Origin of the sequence: Enterobacter sp. DN (assembly GCF_046054285.1) — a bacterium.
Lineage (GTDB): Bacteria > Pseudomonadota > Gammaproteobacteria > Enterobacterales > Enterobacteriaceae > Enterobacter > Enterobacter hormaechei_C.
In genome coordinates, this window is sequence record NZ_JBJJTG010000001.1 from 661,805 (window position 1) to 687,597 (window position 25,793).

A 25,793-nucleotide genomic window follows, 5' to 3' on the forward strand; every position below is an offset into this window, starting at 1 on the left:
ATCATCGTAATGAATGCGTGGAATGTGATATTATAACATTCGATGACTTCTGCAAGCTTAAATTGACATGACGACTTTAGTTTCTCTTGAAAATGTTTCGGTCTCATTCGGCCAGCGCCGCGTCCTTTCTGACGTGTCGCTGAATCTGAAGCCCGGCAAAATACTCACGCTGCTCGGCCCTAACGGTGCAGGCAAGTCGACGCTGGTACGCGTCGTATTAGGCCTGGTAGCCCCTGACGCAGGTGTTATCGTCCGCCAAGACAAGTTGCGTATCGGCTATGTGCCGCAAAAATTACACCTCGATGCCACCCTGCCCCTGACGGTGAGCCGCTTCCTGCGCCTCCGTCCCGGTACGCGTAAAGCGGATATCCTCCCGGCGCTGAAACGCGTTCAGGCGGGACATCTTGTTGAGGCGCCCTTGCAAAAGCTGTCGGGCGGTGAAACCCAGCGCGTATTACTTGCCCGCGCCCTGCTCAGCAGCCCTCAGCTGCTGGTCCTGGACGAGCCGACGCAGGGTGTTGACGTCAACGGTCAGGTTGCGCTGTACGATCTGATTGACCAGCTCCGTCGGGAGCTAAACTGCGCGGTGCTGATGGTGTCCCATGATCTGCACCTGGTGATGGCCAAAACCGACGAAGTGCTGTGCCTGAACCATCACATTTGTTGTTCCGGCACGCCAGAAGTGGTGTCAATGCATCCGGAATTTATCTCTATGTTTGGCCATCGTGGCGCCGAGCAGCTGGGCATCTATCGTCATAATCACAATCACCGCCATGATTTACAGGGACGAATCGTCCTGCGTCGGGGAAATGGACACTCATGATTGAACTGTTACTGCCCGGCTGGCTGGCCGGGATTATGCTTGCCTGCGCCGCGGGTCCACTCGGCTCGTTTGTCGTCTGGCGCAGAATGTCCTATTTCGGCGATACGCTGGCCCATGCTTCATTGCTGGGTGTGGCGTTTGGTTTGTTACTGGACGTGAACCCGTTTTATGCGGTGATTGTCGTCACGCTGCTGCTGGCTGCCGGTCTGGTCTGGCTGGAAAAACGCCCTCACCTGGCAATTGATACCCTGCTCGGCATTATGGCGCACAGCGCCCTGTCGCTGGGCCTGGTGGTAGTGAGCCTGATGTCAAACATCCGCGTAGATCTGATGGCCTACCTGTTTGGCGATCTGCTGGCCGTCACGCCCGAAGATCTCATTTCCATTGCCATTGGCGTGGCGGTGGTGCTCGGGATCCTGCTGTGGCAGTGGCGGAATTTACTGGCTATGACCGTCAGTCCGGATCTGGCCTTTGTCGATGGCGTGAAGCTTCAGCGCGTGAAGCTGCTGTTGATGCTGGTGACGGCGTTAACCATCGGCGTGGCGATGAAATTTGTTGGCGCGCTGATCATCACGTCGCTGCTGATAATTCCTGCCGCCACTGCGCGCCGTTTTGCGCGTACGCCGGAGCAAATGGCCGGTATCGCGGTGATTATCGGAATGATCGCGGTCACGGGCGGGTTAACTTTCTCGGCGTTTTATGACACGCCAGCGGGGCCGTCGGTAGTATTGTGCGCGGCGGTGTTGTTTATTTTCAGTATGATGAAAAAGACCGCGCAGTAGTCAGCATGTCCCCGGTGGCGCTTTGCTTACCGGGGCTACCATTTATCGCTGCTTACGGCATCGCGGGCGGCGTAATACCGAAATGATTCCACGCCCGCACCGTCGCCATACGACCACGTGGGGTACGCTGTAAGAAGCCCTGCTGGATCAGATACGGCTCCAGCACATCTTCGATAGTCTCACGCTCTTCGCCAATTGCCGCCGCCAGGTTATCCAGCCCTACCGGCCCGCCAAAGAACTTATCCAGCACCGCCAGCAGCAGCTTACGGTCCATATAGTCAAAGCCTTCGGCATCGACATTCAGCATATCCAGCGCCTGGGCGGCGATCTCGGCCGATATGGTGCCGTCGTGCTTCACCTCGGCAAAGTCACGCACCCGGCGCAGCAGGCGGTTGGCGATACGCGGCGTACCGCGGGAGCGCTTCGCCACTTCAAACGCCCCCTCTTCGCTCATATCCAGCCCCATGTAGCGCGCACTGCGGCCCACAATATGCTGAAGGTCAGGCACCTGATAAAACTCCAGACGCTGCACGATACCAAAACGGTCGCGTAGTGGAGAGGTCAGCGAGCCGGCGCGGGTCGTGGCGCCAATCAGGGTAAACGGTGGCAGATCGATTTTGATCGAGCGCGCGGCCGGACCTTCACCGATCATGATATCCAGCTGGTAATCCTCCATTGCCGGATAGAGCACTTCCTCCACCACCGGTGAAAGACGGTGGATCTCATCGATAAACAGCACGTCATGCGGTTCGAGGTTGGTCAGCATCGCCGCCAGGTCCCCTGCTTTCTCCAGTACCGGGCCGGAGGTGGTACGCAGGTTAACGCCCATTTCATTGGCGACGATATTCGCCAGGGTGGTTTTACCTAACCCCGGCGGACCAAAAATCAGCAGGTGATCGAGCGCATCGCCGCGCAGCTTTGCCGCCTGGATGAAAATCTCCATCTGAGAACGAACCTGCGGCTGGCCGATGTACTCATCCAGCAGTTTGGGACGGATCGCGCGATCCACCACGTCATCTGGCTGAATGGTGCCTGCCGATACCAGGCGGTCTGCTTCAATCATCCTTTACCTCACAATGCAGCGCGCAGCGCTTCACGAATCAGGGTTTCACTGCTGGCATCCGGTTTAGCAATTTTGCTCACCATCCGGCTGGCCTCCTGAGGTTTATAGCCCAGCGCCACCAGCGCGGCAACCGCTTCCTGCTCGGCATCATCATCCGATGCAGGCGCGCCCGGGGAAGTCAGCACCAGATCGGCTGCCGGCGTGAACAGATCGCCATGCAGACCTTTGAAGCGGTCCTTCATCTCGACAATCAAGCGCTCGGCGGTTTTCTTCCCGATGCCCGGAAGCTTAATTAACGCAGCCGGATCTTCACGCTCAACGGCATTCACAAACTGTGGCGCTGACATACCGGACAGAATCGCCAGGGCCAGCTTCGGCCCGACGCCGTTGGTTTTAATCAATTCGCGGAACAGGGTGCGTTCCTGTTTGTTATTGAAGCCGTACAGCAGCTGAGCGTCTTCACGCACCACAAACTGGGTAAAGACAACCGCCTCTTTGCCCGCCTCCGGCAGTTCGTAGAAGCAGGTCATCGGCATATGGACTTCATAGCCCACGCCACCCACTTCCAGCAGTACTAACGGGGGTTGTTTTTCAATGATGATGCCTCTGAGTCTGCCTATCACGTGACGCTCCTGCGTTCTGGAAGAAATTAACTGCCGACATAATAAAAAAAGGCTGGATAAACATCCAGCCTGATTTGTCATTATCGTAACCTGCCTCGCGCCAGATTGAGCCGCGACTCGCTCATTTGCATCGCATTCTGGCTGACGTGACAGTGGGTAATCGCAATGGCCAGCGCATCCGCGGCGTCAGCCTGCGGGTTCGCAGGGAGCTTCAGCAGGGTACGCACCATGTGCTGCACCTGGCTTTTCTCCGCGCTACCAATGCCCACCACCGTCTGCTTAACCTGACGGGCCGCGTACTCAAACACCGGCAGATCCTGGTTCACGGCGGCAACAATCGCCACGCCGCGCGCCTGACCGAGCTTTAACGCCGAGTCAGCGTTTTTCGCCATAAAGACCTGCTCGATGGCGAAATAGTCCGGCTGGAACTGGGTGATGATCTCCGACACGCCCGCATAGATGAGCTTCAGGCGCGACGGCAGATCGTCCACTTTGGTGCGAATACAGCCGCTGCCGAGGTAGGTTAGCTGGCGTCCCACCTGACGGATAACGCCATAGCCGGTGACGCGTGAGCCGGGGTCAATCCCGAGAATAATCGACATCACGCGTCTCCCGTAAACGGTTTACAGGCTCTCATCAGAGAGTCGCTGCAACCTCATCAGAGATTTCACCGTTGTGATACACTTCCTGCACGTCGTCGCAGTCTTCGAGCATGTCGATCAGACGCAGCAGTTTCGGTGCGGTTTCCGCATCCATGTCCGCTTTGGTAGACGGGATCATGGAGACTTCAGCGTTATCCGCCTTCAGGCCAGCCGCTTCCAGCGCATCGCGCACGGCACCCATCTCTTCCCATGCGGTGTAAACATCAATAGCACCGTCGTCATAGGTCACCACGTCTTCCGCACCGGCTTCCAGCGCCGCTTCCATGATCGCATCTTCGTCGCCTTTCTCGAAGGAGATGACGCCTTTTTTGCTGAACAGGTACGCTACAGAACCGTCAGTGCCCAGGTTGCCGCCGGTTTTGGTGAACGCGTGACGCACTTCCGCAACGGTACGATTACGGTTGTCGGACAGACACTCAACCATCACCGCCGTACCGCCAGGACCGTAACCTTCATAAATGATGGTTTCCATGTTCGCGTCTTCATCACCGCCCACGCCACGTGCGATGGCACGGTTCAGGGTGTCACGCGTCATGTTGTTGGACAGGGCTTTATCCACCGCTGCGCGCAGACGTGGGTTAGAGGCCGGATCGCCGCCGCCCAGACGCGCCGCTGTCACCAACTCACGAATGATTTTGGTAAAGATTTTACCGCGTTTGGCATCCTGTGCCGCTTTGCGGTGTTTGGTGTTGGCCCACTTACTATGACCTGCCATAAAAAGTTCTCCAAAAATCGCGCCTTCTCAGGCAGCGTTAATTACAAATTCTTCAATCGCCTGCCGGTTGCTCCACGACTTGGTCAGTGCGGCGGCATCCGCCGCATCCACCCAGCGGTAGGTCAGGTGTTCCGTGAACACGATCTCCCGCTCATGGGGAAGCGCAAGGCAGAACCACGATTCCGTATTGCGCTCAATTCCCGGTGCATAGCGATGACGTAAATGGCTAAAAATTTCAAACTCCACCGTGCGCTGACAGTCCTTCAGGGTCAGTTGCTCGTAAGCAACGTCAATGGCGACCTCTTCCTTTACTTCACGCGCGGCGGCCTGCGGCGCGGTCTCTCCCTCTTCCAGGCTGCCGGTAACCGACTGCCAGAAATCCGGATCGTCGCGCCGCTGCAACATCAGCACCCGCTTCGTGTCTTCTGCATAAATGACCACCAGAACCGAAACGGGACGCTTATATGCCATATCAGTTTTTCTCTTCCTTCTTCACCACCTCAATGCCCAGCTCAGCCAGCGCGGCCGGGTTGGCAAAGCTTGGCGCTTCAGTCATCAGACACGCCGCTGCGGTGGTTTTCGGGAAGGCGATCACATCACGGATGTTGTCGGTGCCGGTCAGCAGCATGGTCAGACGGTCAAGACCGAAGGCCAGACCCGCGTGCGGAGGGGTACCGTACTTCAGGGCGTCCAGCAGGAAGCCAAACTTCTCGCGCTGCTCCTGCTCGTTAATGCCCAGAATGCCGAACACGGTCTGCTGCATTTCACCGCTGTGAATACGCACGGAGCCGCCGCCCACTTCGTAGCCGTTGATGACCATATCGTAGGCGTTTGCCACCGCGTCTTCCGGCGCCGCTTTCAGCTCTGCCGCCGTCATCTCTTTTGGCGAGGTGAACGGGTGGTGCATCGCGGTCAGGCCGCCTTCACCGTCGTCTTCAAACATCGGGAAGTCGATTACCCACAGCGGCGCCCATTTGCTTTCGTCGGTCAGGTTCAGGTCTTTGCCAAGCTTCAGACGCAGCGCGCCCATCGCATCCGCAACCACTTTCTTGTTGTCTGCACCGAAGAAGATCATGTCGCCGTCCTGCGCGCCGGTGCGCTCAAGGATCGCTTCCACGATGTCCGCATTCAGGAATTTCGCCACCGGGCTGGTGATGCCTTCCAGACCTTTTGCACGCTCGGTTACTTTAATATAGGCCAGACCTTTCGCGCCGTAGATCTTGATGAAGTTGCCGTAGTCGTCAATCTGCTTACGGCTCAGGGCAGCACCGCCCGGAACGCGCAGGGCAGCCACGCGGCCTTTCGGATCGTTAGCCGGGCCAGCAAAGACCGCGAACTCAACGGCTTTCACCAGGTCTGCCACGTCCACCAGCTCCATCGGGTTACGCAGGTCTGGTTTGTCAGAACCGTAGCGACGCTCGGCTTCCGCGAAGGTCATGACAGGGAAATCGCCCAGCTCAACGCCTTTCACGTCGTTCCACAGGCTACGCACCAGGGCTTCCATCACCTCACGCACCTGCTCAGCGGTCATGAAGGAGGTTTCCACATCGATCTGGGTAAATTCTGGCTGACGGTCAGCGCGCAGGTCTTCGTCGCGGAAGCATTTCACGATCTGATAGTAGCGATCGAAGCCGGACATCATCAGCAGCTGTTTGAAAAGCTGTGGTGACTGCGGCAGCGCGTAGAATTTGCCTTTATGGACGCGGGATGGCACCAGGTAGTCGCGCGCGCCTTCCGGCGTGGCTTTGGTCAGCATCGGGGTTTCGATATCAAGGAAACCGTGGTCATCCATAAAACGGCGCACCAGGCTGGTGATTTTCGCACGGGTTTTCAGGCGCTGAGCCATTTCCGGACGACGCAGATCCAGGTAGCGGTATTTCAGACGCGCTTCTTCGGTGTTGACGTGGTTGGAGTCCAGCGGCAACGCTTCCGCGCGGTTGATGATCGTCAGATCGGACGCCAGCACTTCGATAGCGCCGGTCGCCATGTCGGCGTTGACGTTTTTCTCGTCACGCGCACGCACGGTGCCCGTCACCTGAATGCAGAACTCATTGCGCAGCTCAGAAGCCAGCTTCAACGCATCAGCGCGATCCGGATCGAAGAACACCTGAACGATACCTTCGCGGTCACGCATATCAATAAAGATAAGGCTACCAAGATCGCGACGACGATTGACCCAACCACACAGGGTGACCTGCTGCCCGACGTGGGACTGACGCAGCTGCCCGCAATATTCTGTACGCATGAGATATCCCTTAATTAGCCGCAGGCTGATTGTCGCCTGTCTCGCAGGCTACGATGTCGCAGCTTTCTGTATGTCACAACTGGATGAAAAAAGGCGGCTATTATACTGGAAATTCTGCCGCACGATAAGAGCGAAGCACGGCCTGACGCGCGTTTGCTGAACTCTTATTGCCTATTCTCACAAAAATTAACAAAATTATCCGACCGATAACAGGCCATCACGTCGTAAGGTGTAGAAAAGCAATCATTTGACGGGAGTGACGATGTTTACACTTGATGCCACCAAAACCGCCCTTGTGGTCATTGATTTACAGGAAGGCATTCTGCCTTTTGCCGGTGGTCCGCACACCGCTGACGATGTGGTCAGCCGCGCTGCGCGCCTGGCAGAAAAATGCCGCGCCAGCGGCTCGCCTGTTGTTATGGTGCGCGTCGGCTGGTCCGCTGATTTCGCCGAAGCGTTAAAACAGCCGGTTGATGCCCAGGCGCCGGCGCAGGCGCTGCCGGACAACTGGTGGACATATCCTGTCTCGCTCGGTAAACGCGACAGCGATATAGAAGTCACCAAACGCCAGTGGGGCGCATTCTACGGCACCGACCTGGAGCTCCAGCTACGCCGTCGCGGGATCGACACGATTATTCTGTGCGGGATCTCCACCAACATTGGTGTGGAATCCACCGCCCGTAACGCCTGGGAGCTGGGCTTTAACCTGGTGATCGCGGAAGATGCGTGCAGCGCAGCCTCTGCGGATCAGCATCAGGGCAGCATGACCCATATCTTCCCGCGTATCGGTCGCGTGCGCAGCACGGATGAGATCCTCAGCGCGCTATGATGTACGTAGGCCTGCCCCAGTGGTCGCACCCGAAATGGGTGCGCCTGGGTATTACCAGCCTTGAAGAGTATGCCCGACACTTTAACTGCGTGGAGGGCAATACCACGCTGTACGCCCTGCCCCGCGCGGAGATCGTCGAACGCTGGCGCGGGCAAACCACCGACGACTTCCGCTTTTGCTTTAAATTCCCGGCGACCATCTCCCACAACGCCGCGCTGCGCAACTGCGATGATTTAACCCACGAGTTTTTCACCCGGATGTCGCCTCTGGCCAACCGTATTGGCCAGTACTGGCTCCAGCTTCCCGCCACGTTTGGCCCGCGCGACCTGCCTGCCCTCTGGCAGTTTCTCGACGCCCTGCCGCATGGCTTCACCTACGGCGTAGAAGTAAGGCATCCGGAATTCTTTGCCAAGGGCGACGCGGAGAAAGCGCTCAATCGCGGCCTGCATGAACGATCGGTCAACCGCGTGATCCTCGACAGCCGCCCCGTGCACAGCGCAATCCCGCACAGCGAAGCCGTTGTTGATGCTCAGCGCAAAAAACCGAAAGTGCCCGTCCACGCGATCGTAACGGCGCAGAACCCGATGGTCCGGTTTATCGGCAGCGATAACATGCAGCAAAATGAGGAGATGTTCGCCGTCTGGCTGCAAACGCTGGCGAAATGGGAGCACACCACCACGCCGTACCTTTTTTTACATACGCCGGATATCGCACAGGCGCCTGAACTGGTCGATGCTCTCTGGCAGGCCTTGCAGCAGGCGGTTCCGTTGGTTGGCCCCGCGCCGTCCATCCCACAACAATCTTCTCTTTTCTGAAATCACCCCCTATCATAGAGACGTGCCATCTGCCAAAAACAGGGAGTTAGTATGGTCAGCGCGCTGTATGCGGTGTTAGGTGCATTACTGCTGATTAAGTTTTCATTTGATGTTGTGCGCCTGAGAATGCAGTACCGCGTCTCGTACGGTGACGGGGGCTTTTCTGAGCTACAAAGCGCAATCCGCATCCACGGCAACGCGGTCGAGTACATTCCCGTCGCGTTAATTTTACTGCTGTTAATGGAGATGGATGGCGCAGAAACCTGGATGGTGCACGTCTGTGGGCTGCTGCTGATTGCAGGGCGTTTGATGCATTATTATGGTTTTCACCACCGCCTGATCCGCTGGCGTCGTTCCGGCATGAGCGCGACCTGGTGCTCGCTTTTGCTGATGGTGCTGGCTAACCTTTGGTATATGCCGTGGGAGTTGGTTTTCTCCTTCCATTAGCGCACAATATGCCCCTTTATTTTTCCCGGATTTTTACGTTATGTCAGATCGCGACACGCTTTTTTCCGCGCCTATCGCCAGCCTGGGCGACTGGACCTTTGATGAACGGGTAGCCGAAGTCTTCCCGGATATGATCCAGCGCTCTGTTCCCGGTTATTCCAATATTATCTCCATGATCGGCATGCTGGCGGAGCGTTTTGTTCAACCCGGCACGCAGGTCTATGACCTGGGCTGTTCGCTGGGAGCGGCAACGCTGTCCATTCGTCGTAACGTTCATCACGAAGGCTGCAAGATTGTAGCTGTCGATAACTCACCGGCCATGGTTGAACGCTGCCGTCGCCACATTGACGCGTATAAAGCCCCTACGCCTGTGGAGGTGGTAGAAGGCGATATCCGCGATATCGACATCCAGAACGCCTCGATGGTGGTTCTGAACTTTACCCTTCAGTTCCTGGTGCCGGACGATCGTCAGCGGTTGCTGGATAAAATTTATCAGGGCCTGAACCCGGGCGGCGCGCTTGTGCTGTCTGAGAAATTCAGCTTTGAAGACGCCAGCGTGGGCGAACTGCTGTTCAACATGCACCATGATTTCAAGCGTGCAAATGGCTACAGCGAGCTGGAGATCAGCCAGAAGCGCAGCATGCTTGAAAACGTCATGCTGACGGATTCCGTAGAAACCCACAAAGCGCGCCTGCGCAAAGCCGGATTTGAACACAGCGAACTGTGGTTCCAGTGCTTTAACTTTGGTTCTCTGGTGGCGCTTAAAGCCGGAGACGCAGCATGATCGAGTTCGGTAATTTCTATCAGCTGATTGCCAAAAACCACCTTTCCCACTGGCTGGAAACCCTGCCTGCGCAAATTGCCACCTGGCAGCGCGATCAGCAGCATGGTCTGTTGAAGCAGTGGTCCAACGCCGTGGAGTTTCTGCCTGAACTGACGCCTCATCGTCTGGATTTGCTGCACAGCGTGACGGCGGAGAGCGAAGAGCCGCTCCCGGCCGGGCAGATCAACCGCATCGAAACGCTGATGCGTAACCTGATGCCGTGGCGCAAAGGGCCGTTCTCGCTGTACGGCGTAAACATCAACACCGAGTGGCGTTCCGACTGGAAGTGGGATCGCGTTCTGCCGCATTTATCCGACCTGACCGGGCGCACCATTCTGGACGTGGGCTGCGGTAGCGGCTATCACATGTGGCGCATGATCGGCGCAGGCGCGCATCTGGCCGTCGGTATCGATCCGATGCAGCTGTTCCTGTGCCAGTTTGAAGCGGTGCGTAAGCTCCTGGGTAACGACCAGCGTGCGCACCTGCTGCCGCTGGGTATCGAGCAACTCCCTGCCCTGAAAGCGTTTGATACCGTTTTCTCGATGGGTGTGCTGTACCACCGTCGTTCCCCGCTGGAGCATCTCTGGCAGTTGAAAGATCAGCTGGTCAGCGGCGGCGAACTGGTGCTGGAAACGCTGGTCATCGAAGGCGATGAACATGCCGTTCTGGTGCCGGGCGATCGCTATGCGCAGATGCGCAACGTTTACTTCATCCCTTCCGCGCTGGCGCTGAAGAACTGGCTGGAGAAATGTGGGTTTGTCGATGTACGCATCGCCGATGTGTGCGTGACGTCAGTTGAGGAACAGCGCCGCACCGACTGGATGATCACCGAATCACTGGAGCAATTCCTCGACCCGGACGATCACAGTAAAACCATCGAAGGCTATCCGGCCCCGATGCGTGCGGTATTGATTGCGACCAAGCCGTAGCCTTTAGCCGGGTGGCGGCTGCGCCTTACCCGGCCTACGCGTCGCACGTTTTCTCCAAAATAGTTCAAGTTGCAGCAAGGCGGCAACGCAGCGAATCCCCGGGAGCTTACATCAGTAAGTGACCGGGGTGAGCGAGGCGGCCAACGCGGCTGCGGCTTGAAATATGAAGGAGAAAAAAAGGCCCCTGTGTAATTTGCAGGGGCCTGGTACAAGCAAGCATCATATTGGGCGACATGATGCGCGGTAAAAATCGGTACGTTGCTACACGTGATGACGTTCAATCAACGATTTCATTACCGCAACCGACTCTCCATCCACACCGTAGCGCGAGTACTCATCCGCTTCAGCATCCGTCGACATTGACAACCCTGTATTGCGATAACGCATGGGTGAAGGTATCCATTTACCCGCCGAGCTGTGCAGCTCTTCCACCCCTGCGTTTAAAAACAGTTCCAGATTGCTGGCGCGTACTCCTGCGCCCGCCATGATTATTGGAACACCGGAATGTGCTTTTAGTTCCGTAATTAATTTCAGTCCTTTTTCAGCCGAGGACTGCTGGCCCGACGTCAGAACGCGCGCCACGCCCAGTTCTGCCAGCGTATCAAAGGCTTGTATCGGATCCTTACACATATCGAACGCACGATGAAAAGTGACCGCCATCCCCCGGGCGGCGCGCATGACCTGACGCATACGCGGAAGATCGATGTTGCCGTCTTCGTCCAGCACACCGATCACCAGCCCCGGAAAACCGGAATCACGGACGAGGGCGATATCCTCAAGCATGGCACTGAACTCACCCGCCGTATAACAAAAATCACCGCCGCGCGGGCGAATAATCGGGTGCACCGGAATAGTGATGGCCTGACGGGCTGATTTCAGCACGCCAAAGGACGGGGTTAATCCTCCTTCTTTCGGTGCCGCGCAAAGCTCGATGCGATCGGCCCCCTGCCGTTGCGCAGTGACGGCACACTCCACGCTGTAACAACAAATTTCCAGCAGCGCCATGTCATCCTCCTTAAATTTCACTCAACGTACCATCGTGGCACGTTGCCCGATTGGTGTCTGGATCGACGCTCACAATGCTTACGCTTCGCTGGCGACGATCTGCTCGATAGTCCAGGGATGGAATTTCACCGTCACGTTGCCGTCCGTTACGGCAAGCGTAGGGTTCGGTAAGCGTTCGCGCTCCCCTTTTGGCGAGCTGGTTTTGACGAAAATACCCGGCTGGCTTAACCCCTCGTCGGAAAGCAGCGCCAGCGCACGGGCGTTCAGCGTCTCGGGCTCCCCAGGCAGAACAATTTCGATATGCTCCCAGCCTTCGTGCGGATAACGCTTCTCTCCTGGCAAGGGCAGTTCCACAACGGTGAATTGCCAGTGCGCCACCGTTACCGGCGCGTGAAGTTTGAACAGGCAGATCGGGCGACCGTTAATGATATTCTCCGACAGCAGTTCTCCGCACTGCTCAAAGCCACGCCGCCAGCGTTCGGCGGTGGCATTCTGGTGGCAGCGCAAAGAGATGTGATCGGCCTCAAGCGGCGCAATATCCAGCCCGAGACGGGTGGCAAGTTCTGTGAACGCCTGAGTGAAGCGCGGTAAATCTGCGGAAATATCATGCAGTTCGTCAATGGTATGCCAGTTCGCCATAGGTCAGTCTCGTTTCGTGTCGCAAAGCCGCTAATTTACTCTGTTGCCCTCTGTCGACCAACCGCAGAATCACGGTTTTTTCGACTGCATGATTATGCATACCGTCTTCGCCTGAATTCTGAGCGATCTTCGCCCCCCGCAGGGCTGACGCCCGAAGGCATTTGCAGTATACTCCCCGCCCTAAATTCTTAAACTGGCGTGGGTGTTTTTTACCCGCATCAAAAACGTAAGGTATCCAGGTGAATATTCAGGCTCTTCTCTCAGAAAAAGTCAGTCAGGCACTGATTGCCGCAGGTGCGCCTGCGGATTGCGAACCACAGGTTCGTCAGTCAGCGAAAGTACAGTTTGGCGACTATCAGGCTAATGGCGTGATGGCAGTGGCTAAAAAACTGGGCATGCCGCCGCGACAGCTCGCTGAGCAGATACTGACGCATCTGGATCTCACCGGCATCGCCAGCAAAACCGAAATCGCCGGTCCAGGCTTTATCAACATTTTCCTTGAGCCTGCGTTCCTGGCAAGCCACGTTGACGCGGCGCTGAAGTCTGACCGTCTGGGCGTGGCTCAGCCAGAAGCCCAGACCGTGGTGGTTGACTACTCCGCGCCAAACGTGGCGAAAGAGATGCACGTCGGTCACCTGCGCTCCACCATCATCGGTGACGCGGCGGTGCGTACCCTGGAGTTCCTTGGTCACAAGGTGATCCGCGCTAACCACGTAGGCGACTGGGGCACGCAGTTCGGCATGCTGATCGCGTATCTGGAAAAGCAGCAGCAGGAAAACGCAGGCGAAATGGCGCTGGCAGACCTGGAAGGTTTCTACCGTGAAGCCAAAAAGCACTATGACGAAGATGAAGCCTTCGCCGAGCGCGCGCGCAGCTACGTGGTAAAACTTCAAGGTGGCGACCCGTACTTCCTCGAGATGTGGCGCAAGCTGGTGGACATTACCATGTCCCAGAACCAGCTTACCTATAACCGTCTGAACGTGACCCTGACCCGTGACGACGTGATGGGTGAAAGCCTGTATAACCCGATGCTGCCAGGCATTGTGGCAGACCTGAAAGCTAAAAATCTGGCGGTGGAAAGCGAAGGCGCAACGGTGGTGTTCCTTGATGAGTATAAAAACAAGGAAGGCGAACCGATGGGCGTGATCGTCCAGAAAAAGGATGGCGGCTATCTCTACACCACCACCGACATCGCCTGTGCGAAATACCGTTACGAAACCCTGCATGCGGACCGCGTGCTGTATTACATCGACTCCCGCCAGCACCAGCACCTGATGCAGGCGTGGACTATCGTGCGTAAAGCAGGTTATGTGCCGGATTCCGTGCCGCTGGAACATCACATGTTCGGCATGATGCTGGGTAAAGACGGTAAGCCGTTCAAAACCCGTGCGGGCGGCACCGTGAAGCTTTCCGATCTGCTGGATGAAGCGCTGGAACGCGCGCGTCGCCTGGTGGCCGAGAAGAACCCGGATATGCCTGCTGACGAGCTGGAAAAACTGGCTAACGCGGTTGGGATCGGCGCGGTGAAATACGCGGATCTCTCCAAGAACCGTACCACCGACTATATCTTCGACTGGGACAACATGCTGGCGTTTGAAGGCAACACGGCGCCATATATGCAGTACGCTTATACCCGCGTACTCTCCGTCTTCCGTAAAGCCAATATCGACGAAAGCGTGCTGGCGAATGCCACGGTGACCCTTACCGAAGATCGTGAAGCACAGCTGGCTGCCCGCCTGCTTCAGTTCGAAGAGACGCTCTCCGTGGTCGCGCGTGACGGTACGCCGCATGTTATGTGTGCTTACCTGTACGATCTGGCCGGTCTGTTCTCTGGCTTCTACGAACACTGCCCTATCCTCTCTGCCGAGAGCGAAGCGGTGCGTCACAGCCGCCTGAAGCTGGCGCAGCTGACGGCGAAGACACTGAAGCTCGGTCTGGATACCCTGGGTATCGAAACCGTAGAACGTATGTAAAAAAGAAACCCGGCGAGCGCCGGGTTTTTTATTATCAGAAATATTTCCGCAAATATTCCGTCAGACACAGAATCGCCATTGCCTGGCCATACGGCATCGAGGTCAGCGGTATCTGGCGGTAAAACGCCAGATCGCTCCCCATCCCCGTCCCGAAGGACGTTTGCAGCAGCTCCCCTTCCGGCGAGATGTTTTGCACGATGCCGCGAATCGCTTTCTCCGCCACCTCTGCGTACTCTGCGCCGACATAACGCTTGCGCACGGCTTTCAGAATGCCGTAAGCAAACCCTGCCGTGGCCGACGCCTCCAGATAAGAATCAGGATCGTCCAGCAGCGTATGCCACAATCCGCTCTCGTCCTGACATTTTGCCAGTGCGGCGATCTGCGCGTTCAGTACCTGCACCAGATAGCGACGAACGGCGTTGTTTTCCGGCAGATCCACCAGCTCGAGGAAATCCGGGATCACGATGGTCAGCCAGCTGTTGCCGCGCGCCCAGCGAGCCCGGGCAAAGTTGTGATTGCCGTCGTAATTCCAGCCGTGGAACCACAGTCCGGTCTCCCGATCCATCAGGTTCTGTACGTGGAGCAGGAACTGATAGATCGCCTCCTCGACGTACTCCGGCTTGTTCAGCAGCTTGCCGATTTTCGCCAGCGGCAGCACCGTCATCATCAGCGTGTCATCCCACATCTGCTGATGGTTCTCTTCCGCCAGGGTGATGTGCTGCATGCCGCCATGTTCGGTGCGCGGCATCTCATTCATCGCCCATTCCGCCCAGCTTTCCAGCCACGGCAGCCAGGCAGGGTTTTTGGTCTCTTCGTAGCGATACGCCAGCGTCAGGAACGGCGACATGGTATTCACGTTTTTGGTGGTTGCGCCTTCAGCGAAACGGTCAGCAAACCAGCTGTCGATAATCTCGCGCATGCCTTCGTCACCGGTCTGGCAGTAATACTGCCAGATACCGTATAAACCGACGCCGTGGGTCCATTCCCATCCGGCCCAGCCTTTGGTGTCGATCACGCGCCCGTCGTCCAGCCGCAGCAAAAACTCACCCGTTTTGTCGTGAATATTGACCAGGTTATGCGTCACCTTTTGAATCAGCGATTTCAGCTCATCCCTGGCGATAAAGCGCTCAGGCTGACGCAGTAACGGGCTATGTTTGACAGGCCAAACTTTCATCATCTTAACCTCTGTTGTATGTCGAATTCAGTACCGCGCGATCCTTCAGCGAAGGGGCCGCCGGCTTATTGCGATTCAGATAACCGATGTTGTTGTTGCCCCACAGGGATTCATACGGCATTCCCGCCAGCATCTCCACGGTAGCGCGGGCCTGCGGGGTCACCGCCTCTGGCATCGCATGGCCGGACTCGCGCATTTTCGCGGTCTCTTCACGCAGGGTGCTGTGGGTCTGCAAATTGAGTTTGAAGCGCAGGGAGACAAGGAAGCCGCAGAACAGCACCAGAATAGTGCCAACGCTCAGGATCATCAGAATGGTGTGGCTCACTTCCGCAGGTTGCACTTTTTGCCCGCTGACAAAGCCCGACATCTGCATCACGATCCCCACCAGCATCACCGCACCGGCCTGAGACGCTTTACGGGTCAGCGTCATGATGCCCGCGAAGATCCCTTCGCGACGCTGACCGGTGATCACTTCGTCCACGTCAGCAATGTAGGTGTAGGTATTCCACGGTACGTAGTTGATACCCCCGCGGCCAAGACCGGCAACCGCAGAGATCAGCAGCAGCAGAGCGTAAACGTCGCTCAGGCCCGCGTAATAAAGCACCGCGTAAGAGAGCGAGGCCAGACCAAACAGCACGACCACCATGCGGTAAGACGGCGCAGGTCCGAAGCGAATGCACAGCGGGATCATGCCGATCACGGCGAGGAACTGGAAGATGGCCATCGTGCCCAGCAGGTTGGACGCCATTGACGCCTCCTGCATCAGCACAAATACCACGTAATAGGTGAACACCGCATTAAAGACGTCCTGGGCGATGTAGCCGCCAAGGTACATCCCCAGATGCTGGCGGAAAATCTTGATGCGCAGCGTCGAACTTAATTCGACAAAAAGACGGTTCAGGCTCTGGCCCAGGGTCAGCTTTTTCTTCTCTTCCTCGGCACGCAGGGCCGCTTCAGACCACTCTTCCCGCGGACGCTCCCAGGTGAAGAACCAGACGAAAGTAAGCATCAGCGCGCAGAGTACGGAGAAGACCAGGCTTGCATAGAAGAAGGAGATCGCGTTGTCTTTGCCGAAATGCGTGAGCAGGATCCCCGGCAGGAAGGAGGCCAGAATGGCGGACATCTGCGCCATAGAGATACGCGCCCCGGAGAATTTTGTTTTCTGTTTGAAATCGTCCGTCATCTCCGGCACCAGCGTTTCGTACGGCACCAGGATCATGGTGTAGACGATATCAAAGATCAGATAGGTCAGCAGGTAGTACCAGAAACTCATGTCCCCTACCCACATCAGCGAGTAGCTGAAAACGCAGGGAATACCGAGCAGGATGAAGAACTTACGACGGCCAAAACGCTTGCCCAGCCAGGTGGTGCCAAAGTTATCGGTCAAAAAGCCCATTAACGGGCTGACAACCGCATCCAGCACCCTTGCGGCAGCGAAGATAAAGGTTGCTTCAATCGGTGTGAGTCCACAGAAGGTGGTATAAAAATACAAAAGCCAGGCGGCCGTCAGGGCGGTAGTCCCCGCCCCGAGGAAGTCCCCTGACCCGTAAGCAAAATAATTTGCGAGTCCAATTTTACGTGTTTTCATTGCCGTCAACCCTAATCAGTTTTGGGAGACTCCCTGTAAGCAACCTCGTCCGGGAGTTTTTACACGGCTACAGTAAAAGTATCGACCTGTTGATACCTTTCTGTTTCTGCCATCACAAAGTGGTGAATGGCAAAAACGCAAAGAGTGTCAATACGCGTGTCACTGATTTATAAAACAGCGTTTCTTTTGTATCAAAAGGGAAGGTCATTTTTGCGAGCCAGCCTTCAGAAATGCCTGGAGACTGGCGAAAAGGCGGGCAGTTAGCGGTAGTTGACGAGCACCTCGTTGCGCTGAACCTTCAGCGCCGGGATGAGACGTCCACCGCCTGGCACTTCCCAGATAAAGCGTAAAGGCTCCTGAGCAGACACCCCGTTGAAGGCCTGGGTAGTGCCACGTTGACCCTCGATTTCCGCGCAGCGGGTCAGCGAGCACAGCCGCACCCGCAACCCGGCCGGTGTGGGTCCCGTCAGGGTGTAATTCCAGGCCACCAGCGTCATCTGCCCGGACACGGGCTCAGAGGCGGACAGCGGACGGGAGGAGATCGACTCCCCCCGATGGTTGAGCGTCAAGCCGATACTGCTGGCCTGCCATGCCCCCTCGCCTGCGGCCTGCGCCGCCAGCGGGAAAAGTAAGATCCACAGCCACTTACGCATTATTTCCCTCCTATGGTCGCCGTCATGCGAATATTGCGGTTATCGGACAGCTCCATATTCGACAGCACTACCAGCTGGTTCAGGCTCCGGCGCAGGAAGCGCGACAGCAACGGACGCAGCGCGTGATTCACCAGCAGCACCGGCGGCGCGCCCAGCATCTCCTGACGCGCCAGCGCCTCCTGGGTTTGCGCCAGTAATCTGTCCGCCAGACCCGGCTCCAGCCCGCCACCGCCCTGCAACGCCTGAAGCAGCAGACGTTCCAGCGGCGTGTCCAGGCCAATGACCTGCACTTCGCCGGTTCCCGGGAACCATTGCTGGGTAATGGCGCGTCCAAGCGCCACGCGCACCACCGCCGTCAGTTCGTGCGGATCGCTTTGCAGCGGCGCATGTTCGGCCAGCGTCTCAAGGATGGTACGCATATCGCGAATGGGCACCTTCTCATCGAGCAGATTTTGCAGCACTTTGTGCAGGGTGGTTAAGGTCAGTACGCCCGGCACCAAATCTTCGGTCAGCTTCGGCATCTCCTGCGTTACGCGGTCGAGCAGCTGCTGCGCCTCCTGACGTCCAAACAGTTCCGCGGAGAACTGGCCAATCAGGTGGTTGAGGTGCGTTGCCACCACGGTACTGGCCTCAACGACCGTGTAACCCTGAATCTGGGCCTGCTCTTTCAGGGCGCTCTCAATCCAGATTGCCGCCAGACCAAAGGCCGGGTCGGTCGTCTGCTCACCCGGCAACGTGCCTGCGGCGGTGCCCGGGTTAATCGCCAGCCAGCGGCCGGGGTACGCATCACCGCTGCCGATTTCCACCCCTTTCATCAGGATGCGGTAGCGCGCGGGCGGGAGATCCATATTGTCCCGGATGTGGACCACCGGCGGCAGGAAGCCCATATCCTGGGCGAATTTTTTACGAATGCTGCGGATACGGCCAAGCAGCTCACCATCCTGCTGGAAATCCACCATCGGGATCAGGCGGTACCCCACTTCCATCCCCAGCGAATCTTCGAGCTGTACGTCGTTCCAGGTGGCTTCCACCGCCTGGGTGTTCTCAGGCATTTTGACCGGCGCAGGCTCTGCTTTAGGCTGCGTTTCCCGGCCACGCATCCACCAGGCAAGCCCCAGCAGCGCAGCGGTGAACAGCAGGAATACCAGGTTTGGCATGCCCGGCACCATACCGAGCAGGCCCAGCACCGCCGCGGAGAGCAGCATAACGCGCGGGTTGCTGAAGAGCTGCCCCACCATCTGCTCGCCCACGTCCTGATCGGTACTGACGCGAGTCACAATCACGCCCGCCGCGGTGGAGATCACCAGCGCCGGGATCTGCGCCACCAGACCGTCACCAATGGTCAGCAGCGTATAGCTTTCCGCCGCGTGGCCCATGTCCATACCGTGTTGCAGCACGCCGACGAGCAGGCCGCCGACGACGTTAATCACCATGATCAGAATGCCCGCGATGGCGTCACCGCGCACAAACTTACTCGCACCGTCCATGGAGCCGTAGAAATCTGCCTCCTGGGTCACTTCGGCACGGCGTTTTTTCGCTTCATCTTCCGCGATCAGCCCGGCATTCAGGTCCGCGTCGATGGCCATCTGCTTGCCCGGCATCCCGTCGAGCACGAAGCGCGCGCCCACTTCAGCGATACGCCCCGCCCCTTTAGTGATAACCATGAAGTTGATAATCACCAGAATGACGAACACCACGATACCGATGGCGAAGTTGCCGCCCACCAGGAAGTGACCAAAGGCTTCGACCACCTTGCCCGCCGCCGCCGCGCCGGTGTGCCCTTCCATCAGGATGATACGCGTGGAGGCAACGTTCAGCGCCAGGCGCAGCAGCGTGGTGAACAGCAGGATCGTTGGAAACGCGGCGAACTCCAGCGTGCGCTGGGTGAACATCGCCACCAGCAACACCATGATGGACAACGCAATGTTGAAGGTGAAAAGCAGGTCGAGGATAAATGCCGGTAACGGCAGCACCATCATCGACAGAATTAGCAGGATCAGAATCGGTCCGGCAAGGATCTGCCATTGCGTCGATTTCAGGTTGCCGGGCAGGCGCAACATTGCCACCAGATTAGCCATCAGTGTCCTTCTCGTTCAAAAAATCCAGTGCTTCAGGCACCGGCAGGTTCTCAGGTTTTACAGGTCGTTGACCGCCCGCTAAACGCCAGCGTTTCAGTTGCCACACCCAGGCCAGCACCTCTGCGACAGCGGCGTAGAGCTGGCCCGGGATCTGTTGTCCAATTTCCGCGTGGCGATACAGCGCGCGAGCCAGCGGCGGTGCTTCCAGGATCGGCACACGGTTTTCCGTGGCAATTTCACGAATGCGCAGCGCAATCAGCCCGGCCCCTTTCGCCACCACTTTCGGCGCGCTCATTTTGTTTTCGTCGTACTGAAGCGCCACGGAGTAGTGAGTCGGGTTGGTGACGATGACGTCGGCTTTCGGCACATCTTCCATCATGCGCCGACGCGCGGCGGCGCGCTGCATCTGGCGGATACGGCCCTTAACGTGCGGGTCGCCTTCCATCTGTTTATATTCATCGCGGATGTCCTGACGCGACATTCGCAGCTTTTTGATATGGGAATAGATCTGGAAGATAACGTCGAACGCCACCATCGGAATAATGCTGAGTACCACCAGCAGCGAGCATAACCCGACCAGGTTCAGGGCATTCTTCATCGCCGTCATCGGGGACTCGCTGATGAGGCGCATCATCTCCGGCCAGTGGTGCCACAGAAAAAACCCGGCGGTACTGCCCATAAGAAGCGATTTCAGGATCGCTTTAAGAAGCTCAGCCCCGGTTTGCGCGGAAAACATTTTCGCAATGCCGGGGAACGGATTGAGCTTAGAGAATTTCGGTTGCAGCGATTTTCCGCTGAACACCAGGCCACCGAGCATGACCGGCGAAACCAGGGCCACGATGACCACGCCCGCGATCAGCGGCAGCAAGGCGAGCATCGCGCTTTTCACAAGGTTGATGATCTGAATGAGGATCAGATTGGGGTCATTGACCATGCTGTGATCAAAACGTAAGCCAGCCGAGAGCATTCCCGCCAGTCTGCGGGCGAGCATCTCCCCGCCCCACCAGATTATGCAGACGCCCACCACCAGGATCAGCAGGGATGTCAGCTCTCGGGATCGGGGGATCTGCCCATCCTCACGGGCTTTTTCAAGTCGGTGGGGTGTGGGGGCTTCTGTTTTGTCGTCGTTCTCTTCTGCCACTGTGCCTGCTCGCAGCCCATTAATTCACGGGTATCATGCCAGCGCAGAGAAAATCCAATGGCGGGAAAAGCCCGTTTATTCGGGCTCTTTTCGCTGTTTTTGTTCTGAGCTGCCTCAGGCCGCGTTAACGACCTGAGGCAGAACGGGCAATCAGAAACCAAGACTGTCCAGCAGATCGTCCACCTGATCCTGGCTCGCCACCACGCCCGCTTTGCTGGTGTCAAGCTGTGGACCATTGAGCAGGCTTTCGTTCTCGCGTTTCGGACGGGCAGCCGGTTCCGGAATGTTCTCGAGCAGCACCATCAGCAGCTGACGTTCAATCTCCTGAATCACATCCATCATGCGCTTGATCACCTGGCCGGTGAGGTCCTGGAAATCCTGTGCCATCATGATGTCCAGCAGCTGGGCGTTAGTGAAGCTGGTGTGTCCCGGCACGTCACCCAGGTACTGACGGGTATCCGTTACCAGTTCGCGGGCATCCGCCAGCTCAATAGGGTTCTCAAACCACTCATCCCAGCGTTTGCTCAGCGCTTTCGCCCCCTTCTCCATCGCATCCTGGTGCGGCTGCGAGGCTTCAACGCTGTTCAGCGCACGCTCGGCCGCCTGCGCGGTCATCTGCACGACGTAGTCCAGACGGTCGCGCGCGTCAGGGATGGCTTCCGCCGCTTCGGCGATAGCCTGGTCCAGCCCCAGCTCGCGCAGGCTGTCGCGCAGCATGCGGGTCAGGCTACCAATGCGGGCAATAATGTCGCTCGGCGAATGTTCTTCAACGGGTTTCATAGCAGGTTGCAACATATCCATCACCTCACATGCCGAGTTTCTCGAAGATCTTCCCGAGCTTCTCTTCCAGAGTCGCCGCGGTGAATGGCTTCACCACGTAGCCGCTTGCGCCCGCCTGTGCAGCGGCAATAATGTTCTCTTTCTTCGCTTCTGCGGTCACCATCAGCACCGGCAGAGAGGCCATGCCCGCATCCGCGCGGATGGTTTTCAGCAGTTCGAGACCGTCCATGTTCGGCATGTTCCAGTCGGAAATCACAAAACCAAACCCGCCAGCCTGGAGTTTGTTCAGCGCATCCACCCCGTCTTCTGCTTCTTCAACATTGTTGAAGCCCAGCTCTTTCAGCAGGTTGCGCACAATGCGACGCATGGTGGAAAAGTCATCCACAACCAAAAACTTAAGCTCTTTATCCGCCATAAAATAATACTCCTGAGTCAAATACGTATTGCCTGTCCGGCACTGATTTTCGCCAGCATCTGCTGGCTTACCTGGCTAAGATCGACCACTTCGCTTACGCCACCCATATTGATGGCCTCGCGCGGCATGCCGAACACCACACAACTTGCTTCATTCTGCGCAATCGTCCAGGCGCCAGCCTGGTGCATCGCAAGCATTCCGGCGGCGCCGTCGTTGCCCATCCCCGTCAGGATCACCCCAACGGCGTTGCGCCCCGCATGTTTCGCCACCGAATGAAACAGCACATCCACCGACGGACGGTGCCGGTTAACCGGCGGCCCGTCATGAATTTTGATTTGATAGTTCGCCCCGCTGCGCGCCAGCTCCATGTGCTTGTCACCCGGGGCGATATAGGCGTGACCCGGCAGCACGCGCTCGCCGTCTTCCGCCTCTTTCACGCTGATCTGGCACAGCTTATTCAGGCGCTCCGCGAACGAACGGGTAAACCCTGGCGGCATATGTTGCGTGATCAGGATACCCGGGCTTGAGAGCGGCAATGGCTGGAGTACATGGCGAATTGCCTCTGTTCCTCCGGTTGACGCCCCAATGACCAGCAACTTTTCCGAGCTGAGTAACGGCCCTGCCTTCAGGGTTGCCGGAGCTGCCATCGGCTTGTGGGCCGCGAGTTTTGCGCGCGACGCGGTACGGATTTTCTCGGCGATCATCTCGCTGTACGCCAGCATCCCCTCGCGAATGCCGAGCTGCGGCTTGGTGACAAAATCCACCGCCCCCAGCTCCAGCGCGCGCAGGGTGATTTCTGAACCTTTACCGGTCAGAGATGACACCATCACCACCGGCATCGGGCGCAGGCGCATTAATTTTTCCAGGAAATCGATGCCATCCATGCGCGGCATTTCAACATCCAGCGTCAGCACGTCGGGGTTATATTTTTTGATTAAATCCCGCGCGACCAGCGGATCGGGTGCTGTCGCCACCATCTCCATATCGCTGTGGCTATTGATGATTTCGGTCATGATCTGACGCATCAGCGCCGAATCATCGACAGACAATACCCTGATTTTACTCATGCTTTTTCCTTACTCAGCGCATATACCGTTTGCCCACGCAGGCTAAACTCACGCACGAGGTTGCTGAAGTTTTCCGAGTGCCCGGCAAACAGTAAACCGTCAGGCTTGAGCAACGGAACAAAGCGACGCAGGATGTCCTGTTGCGTCGTTTTATCAAAATAGATCATCACGTTACGGCAAAAAATGGCGTCGAATGGCCCCGGCACGTTGTACTGCTTATCCAGTAAATTAACGGGAGCAAATTCCACGCAGTTCGCCAGCTCCTGGCGTACGCGCACCAGTCCTTCATGCGGGCCGGTACCGCGCATGAAGTAACGCTGTAGCTGCTGAGGAGACAGCGTTTTAAGCTCATCCTGGCGATAAACGCCGTTACGGGCTTTTTCCAGCACTTCGGTATCGATGTCGCTGGCGTACACTTTCCAGCGGCCCGGCGCCATGCCCAGGGTGTCCGCCAGGGTGATGGCCAGCGAGTACGGTTCTTCCCCGGTAGAGGCCGCCGCGCTCCAGACGCGATACTCTCCGCTACGGCGACGGGCGTGTTCCGCCAGCACCGGGAAGTGATGCGCCTCGCGGAAAAACGCGGTCAGGTTGGTGGTTAATGAGTTGATAAATGCCTGCCATTCGGCGCTGTTCTGGTTCGCTTCGAGCATGCTCAGATAGCGGCCAAAATCATCCAGCCCCAGCGTACGCAAGCGCCGCACCAGCCGGTTGTAGACCATGTCTCGCTTATGGTCCGCAAGCACGATCCCCGCACGCTGGTAGATTAACTGACATATCCGACGAAAATGCGCGTCGGACAGCGCGAGGCGCTGTGTCATCTGCAACAATAATGACGTTTGCCCTGAGGGCATGGGTGATGTCATAGCGCCTTCTTAATCACATTCAGGATACAACGGGCACGGCCTGTGACCGTCCGACTTCTGTTACTGCTTCAACGTGCTCTTTCACATTAAATACGGCGACCAACCCGGTAAGGTGATCCGCCTGGTTTGCCAGCTGATCGGTAGCCGCCGCCGCCTCTTCCACCAGTGAGGCGTTCTGCTGCGTAACCTGATCCATCTGTGTAACGGCCTGCGCCACCTGCTCAATACCACGGCGTTGTTCATCAGACGCCGAGGCAATCTCGCCCATAATGTCGTTAACCCGCGTCACGGAGGTGACAATCTCGTGCATGGTCTGCGCGGCGGTATCCACCAGCGCGGAGCCCTGCTGAACGCGGGAGACCGACTCTTCTATCAGCCCTTTGATCTCTTTCGCCGCATTGGCGCTGCGGCTGGCGAGGTTTCGGACTTCACCGGCAACCACCGCGAACCCGCGCCCCTGCTCCCCGGCACGCGCCGCTTCAACGGCCGCGTTCAGCGCCAGAATATTGGTCTGGAACGCGATACCGTCGATGACGCTGATAATGTCGCCAATTTTCTGCGAGCTGGCGGCAATCTCCTGCATCGTACTGGCGACGTGAGAGGCCTGATCGCCCCCACGTTTCGCCGTCATCGCCGCCTGTTTTGACAAGTCGGACGCCTGACGCGCGTTATCGGCGTTCTGGCTTACCGTCGCGGTCAGCTGCTCCATGCTGGCCGCCGTCTGCGCCAGCGATGCCGCCTGCTGTTCGGTGCGGGATGAGAGATCGTTATTGCCTGCCGCAATCTCGGAGATCCCGGTATGCATGGCGTAACTGCCCTGGCGAACGTTGCTTACCGTTTCCCGCAGCGACCCCTGCATCGCCTTCAGGCTGGCGAAAATCGCTGATATTTCATTCCTGCCATACACGGCCACCGGACGCGCCAGATCGCCCTTCGCCATACTGTCGAAGTGGCTGCTGACGATGGCCAGCGGCTGGACGATCATTTTGCGCGACCACCACAGCGAGCCGCCGGTCAGCAGGGCGGCCAGGATCACCATGGTCAGGAAAATCGCCCCTGACATGCGGTAGCTGGTACGGCTGTCCGCACCGGCACGCGCCACAAACTGGTTAATATCCTGCTGCCAGGCGTTAAAGCTGCCGTCGAACGCCGCCTGAGACGCCTGCACCGGCGCGGTCAGGAAGTCAGAAAGCTGGTTGTTCTCCAGCCACGTCGCCTGATGGTCGAGATCGCCGTACCACACATCAAAGGTCTTTTTCATGGCGACTTTCAGCGCTTTCTCTTTCTCACTGACCGCCTCCTGCGCCGTAAAGGCCTTAAACTGCGCGTCGGCCTGCTTCAGGCTGCTGCGGGCCACGACCATCAGCGCCTTAATATCCTCCGGCGGATAGCTCAGCGCGGTTAACGTCCCTGCTTTGTTCAGCGCAGTGCTTGCCTGCAACAGCACGGCACGCGTTTGTGCCAGTGCGGAGCGCTGCTGATTACTCGTCTCAACTTCCTGCAAATTCTGATAGCCATCGCGAAACGCCCAGAAAGACAACCCGTTACTGCCAACCTGCAAAACCCCACACAGGATCAGAATCAAAAACAGTGTGGTCGAGATACGAATACGATTTAACATCCACGCTCCCATCAAGCGGCAAGCAGCCGCGGTTTAATTG

26 protein-coding genes are annotated in these 25,793 nt (G+C 57.5%); 8 read left to right on the forward strand and 18 right to left on the reverse strand.

All coding sequences use genetic code 11. The annotated features are described in order from the left end of the window. Positions 1-67 precede the first annotated feature (67 nt). On the forward strand, positions 68-823 hold the full coding sequence (znuC, locus tag ACJTMZ_RS03060; RefSeq protein WP_017384350.1) for a zinc ABC transporter ATP-binding protein ZnuC: 756 nt from the start codon (positions 68-70) through the stop codon (positions 821-823). Continuing rightward, entirely contained in the window at positions 820-1,605 is a 786-nt protein-coding gene (gene znuB / locus ACJTMZ_RS03065) for a zinc ABC transporter permease subunit ZnuB (protein WP_015570280.1), read from the forward strand. The genes znuC and znuB overlap by 4 nt, the downstream gene beginning before the upstream one ends. Positions 1,606-1,657: 52 nt before the next feature. Here the strand turns inward: znuB and ruvB are convergent, their stop codons facing one another. From ruvB to aspS, 6 genes are all read right to left on the reverse strand, one after another. Further along, positions 1,658-2,668: a Holliday junction branch migration DNA helicase RuvB gene (gene ruvB / locus ACJTMZ_RS03070; RefSeq protein WP_003859753.1), complete on the reverse strand. Its 1,011-nt coding sequence runs from the start codon at positions 2,666-2,668 to the stop codon at positions 1,658-1,660. Positions 2,669-2,676: 8 nt separating this feature from the next. Further along, a complete protein-coding gene (ruvA, locus tag ACJTMZ_RS03075) occupies positions 2,677-3,291 on the reverse strand; it encodes a Holliday junction branch migration protein RuvA (RefSeq protein ID WP_003859751.1) in 615 nt (204 codons plus the stop codon). 80 nt (positions 3,292-3,371) lie between these two features. Beyond that, positions 3,372-3,893, reverse strand: coding sequence for a crossover junction endodeoxyribonuclease RuvC (gene ruvC / locus ACJTMZ_RS03080; protein ID WP_003859749.1), 522 nt, complete (start codon positions 3,891-3,893; stop codon positions 3,372-3,374). A 34-nt stretch (positions 3,894-3,927) separates the two neighbouring features. Then, positions 3,928-4,668 carry a YebC/PmpR family DNA-binding transcriptional regulator gene (locus ACJTMZ_RS03085; RefSeq protein WP_003859747.1) on the reverse strand — a complete coding sequence of 247 codons (741 nt, stop codon included), beginning with the start codon at positions 4,666-4,668 and terminating at the stop codon, positions 3,928-3,930. A gap of 27 nt (positions 4,669-4,695) precedes the next feature. After that, on the reverse strand, positions 4,696-5,139 hold the full coding sequence (nudB, locus tag ACJTMZ_RS03090; RefSeq protein WP_003859745.1) for a dihydroneopterin triphosphate diphosphatase: 444 nt from the start codon (positions 5,137-5,139) through the stop codon (positions 4,696-4,698). A 1-nt stretch (position 5,140) separates the two neighbouring features. After that, the gene (gene aspS, locus ACJTMZ_RS03095; RefSeq protein WP_017384352.1) at positions 5,141-6,913 is read right to left on the reverse strand and encodes an aspartate--tRNA ligase; all 1,773 of its coding nucleotides are present in this window, start codon (positions 6,911-6,913) and stop codon (positions 5,141-5,143) included. A 262-nt stretch (positions 6,914-7,175) separates the two neighbouring features. Between aspS and ACJTMZ_RS03100 the strand changes: the two genes are divergently transcribed. From ACJTMZ_RS03100 to cmoB, 5 genes are read left to right on the forward strand one after another with little or no spacing between them, the layout of a single operon-like run. Continuing rightward, positions 7,176-7,742, forward strand: a complete 567-nt coding sequence (locus tag ACJTMZ_RS03100; RefSeq protein WP_017384353.1) for a hydrolase — start codon at positions 7,176-7,178, stop codon at positions 7,740-7,742. Next, positions 7,739-8,557, forward strand: coding sequence for a DUF72 domain-containing protein (locus ACJTMZ_RS03105; protein WP_193127050.1), 819 nt, complete (start codon positions 7,739-7,741; stop codon positions 8,555-8,557). The genes ACJTMZ_RS03100 and ACJTMZ_RS03105 overlap by 4 nt, the downstream gene beginning before the upstream one ends. A 51-nt stretch (positions 8,558-8,608) precedes the next feature. After that, positions 8,609-9,004, forward strand: a complete 396-nt coding sequence (locus ACJTMZ_RS03110) for an MAPEG family protein (protein ID WP_003859737.1) — start codon at positions 8,609-8,611, stop codon at positions 9,002-9,004. 40 nt (positions 9,005-9,044) lie between these two features. Further along, complete coding sequence (gene cmoA / locus ACJTMZ_RS03115; protein WP_003859735.1) at positions 9,045-9,788, forward strand: carboxy-S-adenosyl-L-methionine synthase CmoA; 744 nt, start codon at positions 9,045-9,047, stop codon at positions 9,786-9,788. Next, positions 9,785-10,756: a tRNA 5-methoxyuridine(34)/uridine 5-oxyacetic acid(34) synthase CmoB gene (gene cmoB / locus ACJTMZ_RS03120; RefSeq protein ID WP_015570275.1), complete on the forward strand. Its 972-nt coding sequence runs from the start codon at positions 9,785-9,787 to the stop codon at positions 10,754-10,756. Before cmoA ends, cmoB begins: the two co-directional genes overlap by 4 nt. 261 nt (positions 10,757-11,017) lie before the next feature. Here the strand turns inward: cmoB and cutC are convergent, their stop codons facing one another. Both cutC and ACJTMZ_RS03130 read right to left on the reverse strand, forming a co-directional pair. After that, positions 11,018-11,761 carry a copper homeostasis protein CutC gene (gene cutC / locus ACJTMZ_RS03125; RefSeq protein WP_062933462.1) on the reverse strand — a complete coding sequence of 248 codons (744 nt, stop codon included), beginning with the start codon at positions 11,759-11,761 and terminating at the stop codon, positions 11,018-11,020. A gap of 78 nt (positions 11,762-11,839) precedes the next feature. Continuing rightward, positions 11,840-12,400 (reverse strand): VOC family protein, encoded by a 561-nt coding sequence (locus ACJTMZ_RS03130; protein ID WP_252010669.1) that lies wholly within the window; start codon positions 12,398-12,400, stop codon positions 11,840-11,842. Positions 12,401-12,639: 239 nt separating this feature from the next. Between ACJTMZ_RS03130 and argS the strand changes: the two genes are divergently transcribed. Continuing rightward, complete coding sequence (gene argS / locus ACJTMZ_RS03135) at positions 12,640-14,373, forward strand: arginine--tRNA ligase (protein ID WP_252010670.1); 1,734 nt, start codon at positions 12,640-12,642, stop codon at positions 14,371-14,373. 34 nt (positions 14,374-14,407) lie between these two features. Here the strand turns inward: argS and ACJTMZ_RS03140 are convergent, their stop codons facing one another. The 10 genes from ACJTMZ_RS03140 to tap all read right to left on the reverse strand — a co-directional run bounded on the left by ACJTMZ_RS03140 (position 14,408) and on the right by tap (position 25,753). Continuing rightward, the gene (locus ACJTMZ_RS03140; RefSeq protein WP_026080697.1) at positions 14,408-15,547 is read right to left on the reverse strand and encodes a glycoside hydrolase family 105 protein; all 1,140 of its coding nucleotides are present in this window, start codon (positions 15,545-15,547) and stop codon (positions 14,408-14,410) included. A gap of 4 nt (positions 15,548-15,551) precedes the next feature. Continuing rightward, positions 15,552-17,135, reverse strand: a complete 1,584-nt coding sequence (locus ACJTMZ_RS03145) for an MFS transporter (protein WP_017693238.1) — start codon at positions 17,133-17,135, stop codon at positions 15,552-15,554. Positions 17,136-17,395: 260 nt separating this feature from the next. Then, a complete protein-coding gene (locus tag ACJTMZ_RS03150; protein WP_023303901.1) occupies positions 17,396-17,788 on the reverse strand; it encodes a flagellar protein FlhE in 393 nt (130 codons plus the stop codon). Further along, entirely contained in the window at positions 17,788-19,866 is a 2,079-nt protein-coding gene (gene flhA / locus ACJTMZ_RS03155; protein ID WP_003859723.1) for a flagellar biosynthesis protein FlhA, read from the reverse strand. Before flhA ends, ACJTMZ_RS03150 begins: the two co-directional genes overlap by 1 nt. Then, complete coding sequence (gene flhB, locus ACJTMZ_RS03160; RefSeq protein ID WP_017693236.1) at positions 19,859-21,007, reverse strand: flagellar biosynthesis protein FlhB; 1,149 nt, start codon at positions 21,005-21,007, stop codon at positions 19,859-19,861. The genes flhA and flhB overlap by 8 nt, the downstream gene beginning before the upstream one ends. 150 nt (positions 21,008-21,157) lie before the next feature. Next, positions 21,158-21,802: a protein phosphatase CheZ gene (gene cheZ / locus ACJTMZ_RS03165; protein ID WP_003859718.1), complete on the reverse strand. Its 645-nt coding sequence runs from the start codon at positions 21,800-21,802 to the stop codon at positions 21,158-21,160. A gap of 10 nt (positions 21,803-21,812) precedes the next feature. After that, positions 21,813-22,202: a chemotaxis response regulator CheY gene (gene cheY, locus ACJTMZ_RS03170; RefSeq protein ID WP_000763862.1), complete on the reverse strand. Its 390-nt coding sequence runs from the start codon at positions 22,200-22,202 to the stop codon at positions 21,813-21,815. Positions 22,203-22,219: 17 nt separating this feature from the next. After that, a complete protein-coding gene (locus ACJTMZ_RS03175) occupies positions 22,220-23,269 on the reverse strand; it encodes a chemotaxis response regulator protein-glutamate methylesterase (RefSeq protein ID WP_014884341.1) in 1,050 nt (349 codons plus the stop codon). Beyond that, positions 23,266-24,132, reverse strand: a complete 867-nt coding sequence (gene cheR, locus ACJTMZ_RS03180; protein ID WP_017384409.1) for a protein-glutamate O-methyltransferase CheR — start codon at positions 24,130-24,132, stop codon at positions 23,266-23,268. The genes ACJTMZ_RS03175 and cheR overlap by 4 nt, the downstream gene beginning before the upstream one ends. A gap of 19 nt (positions 24,133-24,151) precedes the next feature. Then, on the reverse strand, positions 24,152-25,753 hold the full coding sequence (tap, locus tag ACJTMZ_RS03185) for a methyl-accepting chemotaxis protein IV (RefSeq protein WP_017693235.1): 1,602 nt from the start codon (positions 25,751-25,753) through the stop codon (positions 24,152-24,154). Between the last annotated feature and the right edge of the window lie 40 nt (positions 25,754-25,793).

Coding starts and splice junctions, on each gene's coding strand:
- cheZ (WP_003859718.1), bottom strand. CDS start 21,802: ATGTTGCAACCTGCTATGAAACCCGTTGAAGAACATTCGCCGAGCGAC.
- ACJTMZ_RS03105 (WP_193127050.1), top strand. CDS start 7,739: ATGATGTACGTAGGCCTGCCCCAGTGGTCGCACCCGAAATGGGTGCGC.
- ACJTMZ_RS03085 (WP_003859747.1), bottom strand. CDS start 4,668: ATGGCAGGTCATAGTAAGTGGGCCAACACCAAACACCGCAAAGCGGCA.
- cmoA (WP_003859735.1), top strand. CDS start 9,045: ATGTCAGATCGCGACACGCTTTTTTCCGCGCCTATCGCCAGCCTGGGC.
- ACJTMZ_RS03140 (WP_026080697.1), bottom strand. CDS start 15,547: ATGAAAGTTTGGCCTGTCAAACATAGCCCGTTACTGCGTCAGCCTGAG.
- ACJTMZ_RS03175 (WP_014884341.1), bottom strand. CDS start 23,269: ATGAGTAAAATCAGGGTATTGTCTGTCGATGATTCGGCGCTGATGCGT.
- cmoB (WP_015570275.1), top strand. CDS start 9,785: ATGATCGAGTTCGGTAATTTCTATCAGCTGATTGCCAAAAACCACCTT.
- ACJTMZ_RS03130 (WP_252010669.1), bottom strand. CDS start 12,400: ATGGCGAACTGGCATACCATTGACGAACTGCATGATATTTCCGCAGAT.
- cutC (WP_062933462.1), bottom strand. CDS start 11,761: ATGGCGCTGCTGGAAATTTGTTGTTACAGCGTGGAGTGTGCCGTCACT.
- znuC (WP_017384350.1), top strand. CDS start 68: ATGACGACTTTAGTTTCTCTTGAAAATGTTTCGGTCTCATTCGGCCAG.
- ruvB (WP_003859753.1), bottom strand. CDS start 2,668: ATGATTGAAGCAGACCGCCTGGTATCGGCAGGCACCATTCAGCCAGAT.
- znuB (WP_015570280.1), top strand. CDS start 820: ATGATTGAACTGTTACTGCCCGGCTGGCTGGCCGGGATTATGCTTGCC.
- ruvC (WP_003859749.1), bottom strand. CDS start 3,893: ATGTCGATTATTCTCGGGATTGACCCCGGCTCACGCGTCACCGGCTAT.
- ACJTMZ_RS03110 (WP_003859737.1), top strand. CDS start 8,609: ATGGTCAGCGCGCTGTATGCGGTGTTAGGTGCATTACTGCTGATTAAG.
- ACJTMZ_RS03150 (WP_023303901.1), bottom strand. CDS start 17,788: ATGCGTAAGTGGCTGTGGATCTTACTTTTCCCGCTGGCGGCGCAGGCC.
- ACJTMZ_RS03145 (WP_017693238.1), bottom strand. CDS start 17,135: ATGAAAACACGTAAAATTGGACTCGCAAATTATTTTGCTTACGGGTCA.
- ACJTMZ_RS03100 (WP_017384353.1), top strand. CDS start 7,176: ATGTTTACACTTGATGCCACCAAAACCGCCCTTGTGGTCATTGATTTA.
- tap (WP_017693235.1), bottom strand. CDS start 25,753: ATGTTAAATCGTATTCGTATCTCGACCACACTGTTTTTGATTCTGATC.
- flhA (WP_003859723.1), bottom strand. CDS start 19,866: ATGGCTAATCTGGTGGCAATGTTGCGCCTGCCCGGCAACCTGAAATCG.
- aspS (WP_017384352.1), bottom strand. CDS start 6,913: ATGCGTACAGAATATTGCGGGCAGCTGCGTCAGTCCCACGTCGGGCAG.
- nudB (WP_003859745.1), bottom strand. CDS start 5,139: ATGGCATATAAGCGTCCCGTTTCGGTTCTGGTGGTCATTTATGCAGAA.
- cheR (WP_017384409.1), bottom strand. CDS start 24,132: ATGACATCACCCATGCCCTCAGGGCAAACGTCATTATTGTTGCAGATG.
- cheY (WP_000763862.1), bottom strand. CDS start 22,202: ATGGCGGATAAAGAGCTTAAGTTTTTGGTTGTGGATGACTTTTCCACC.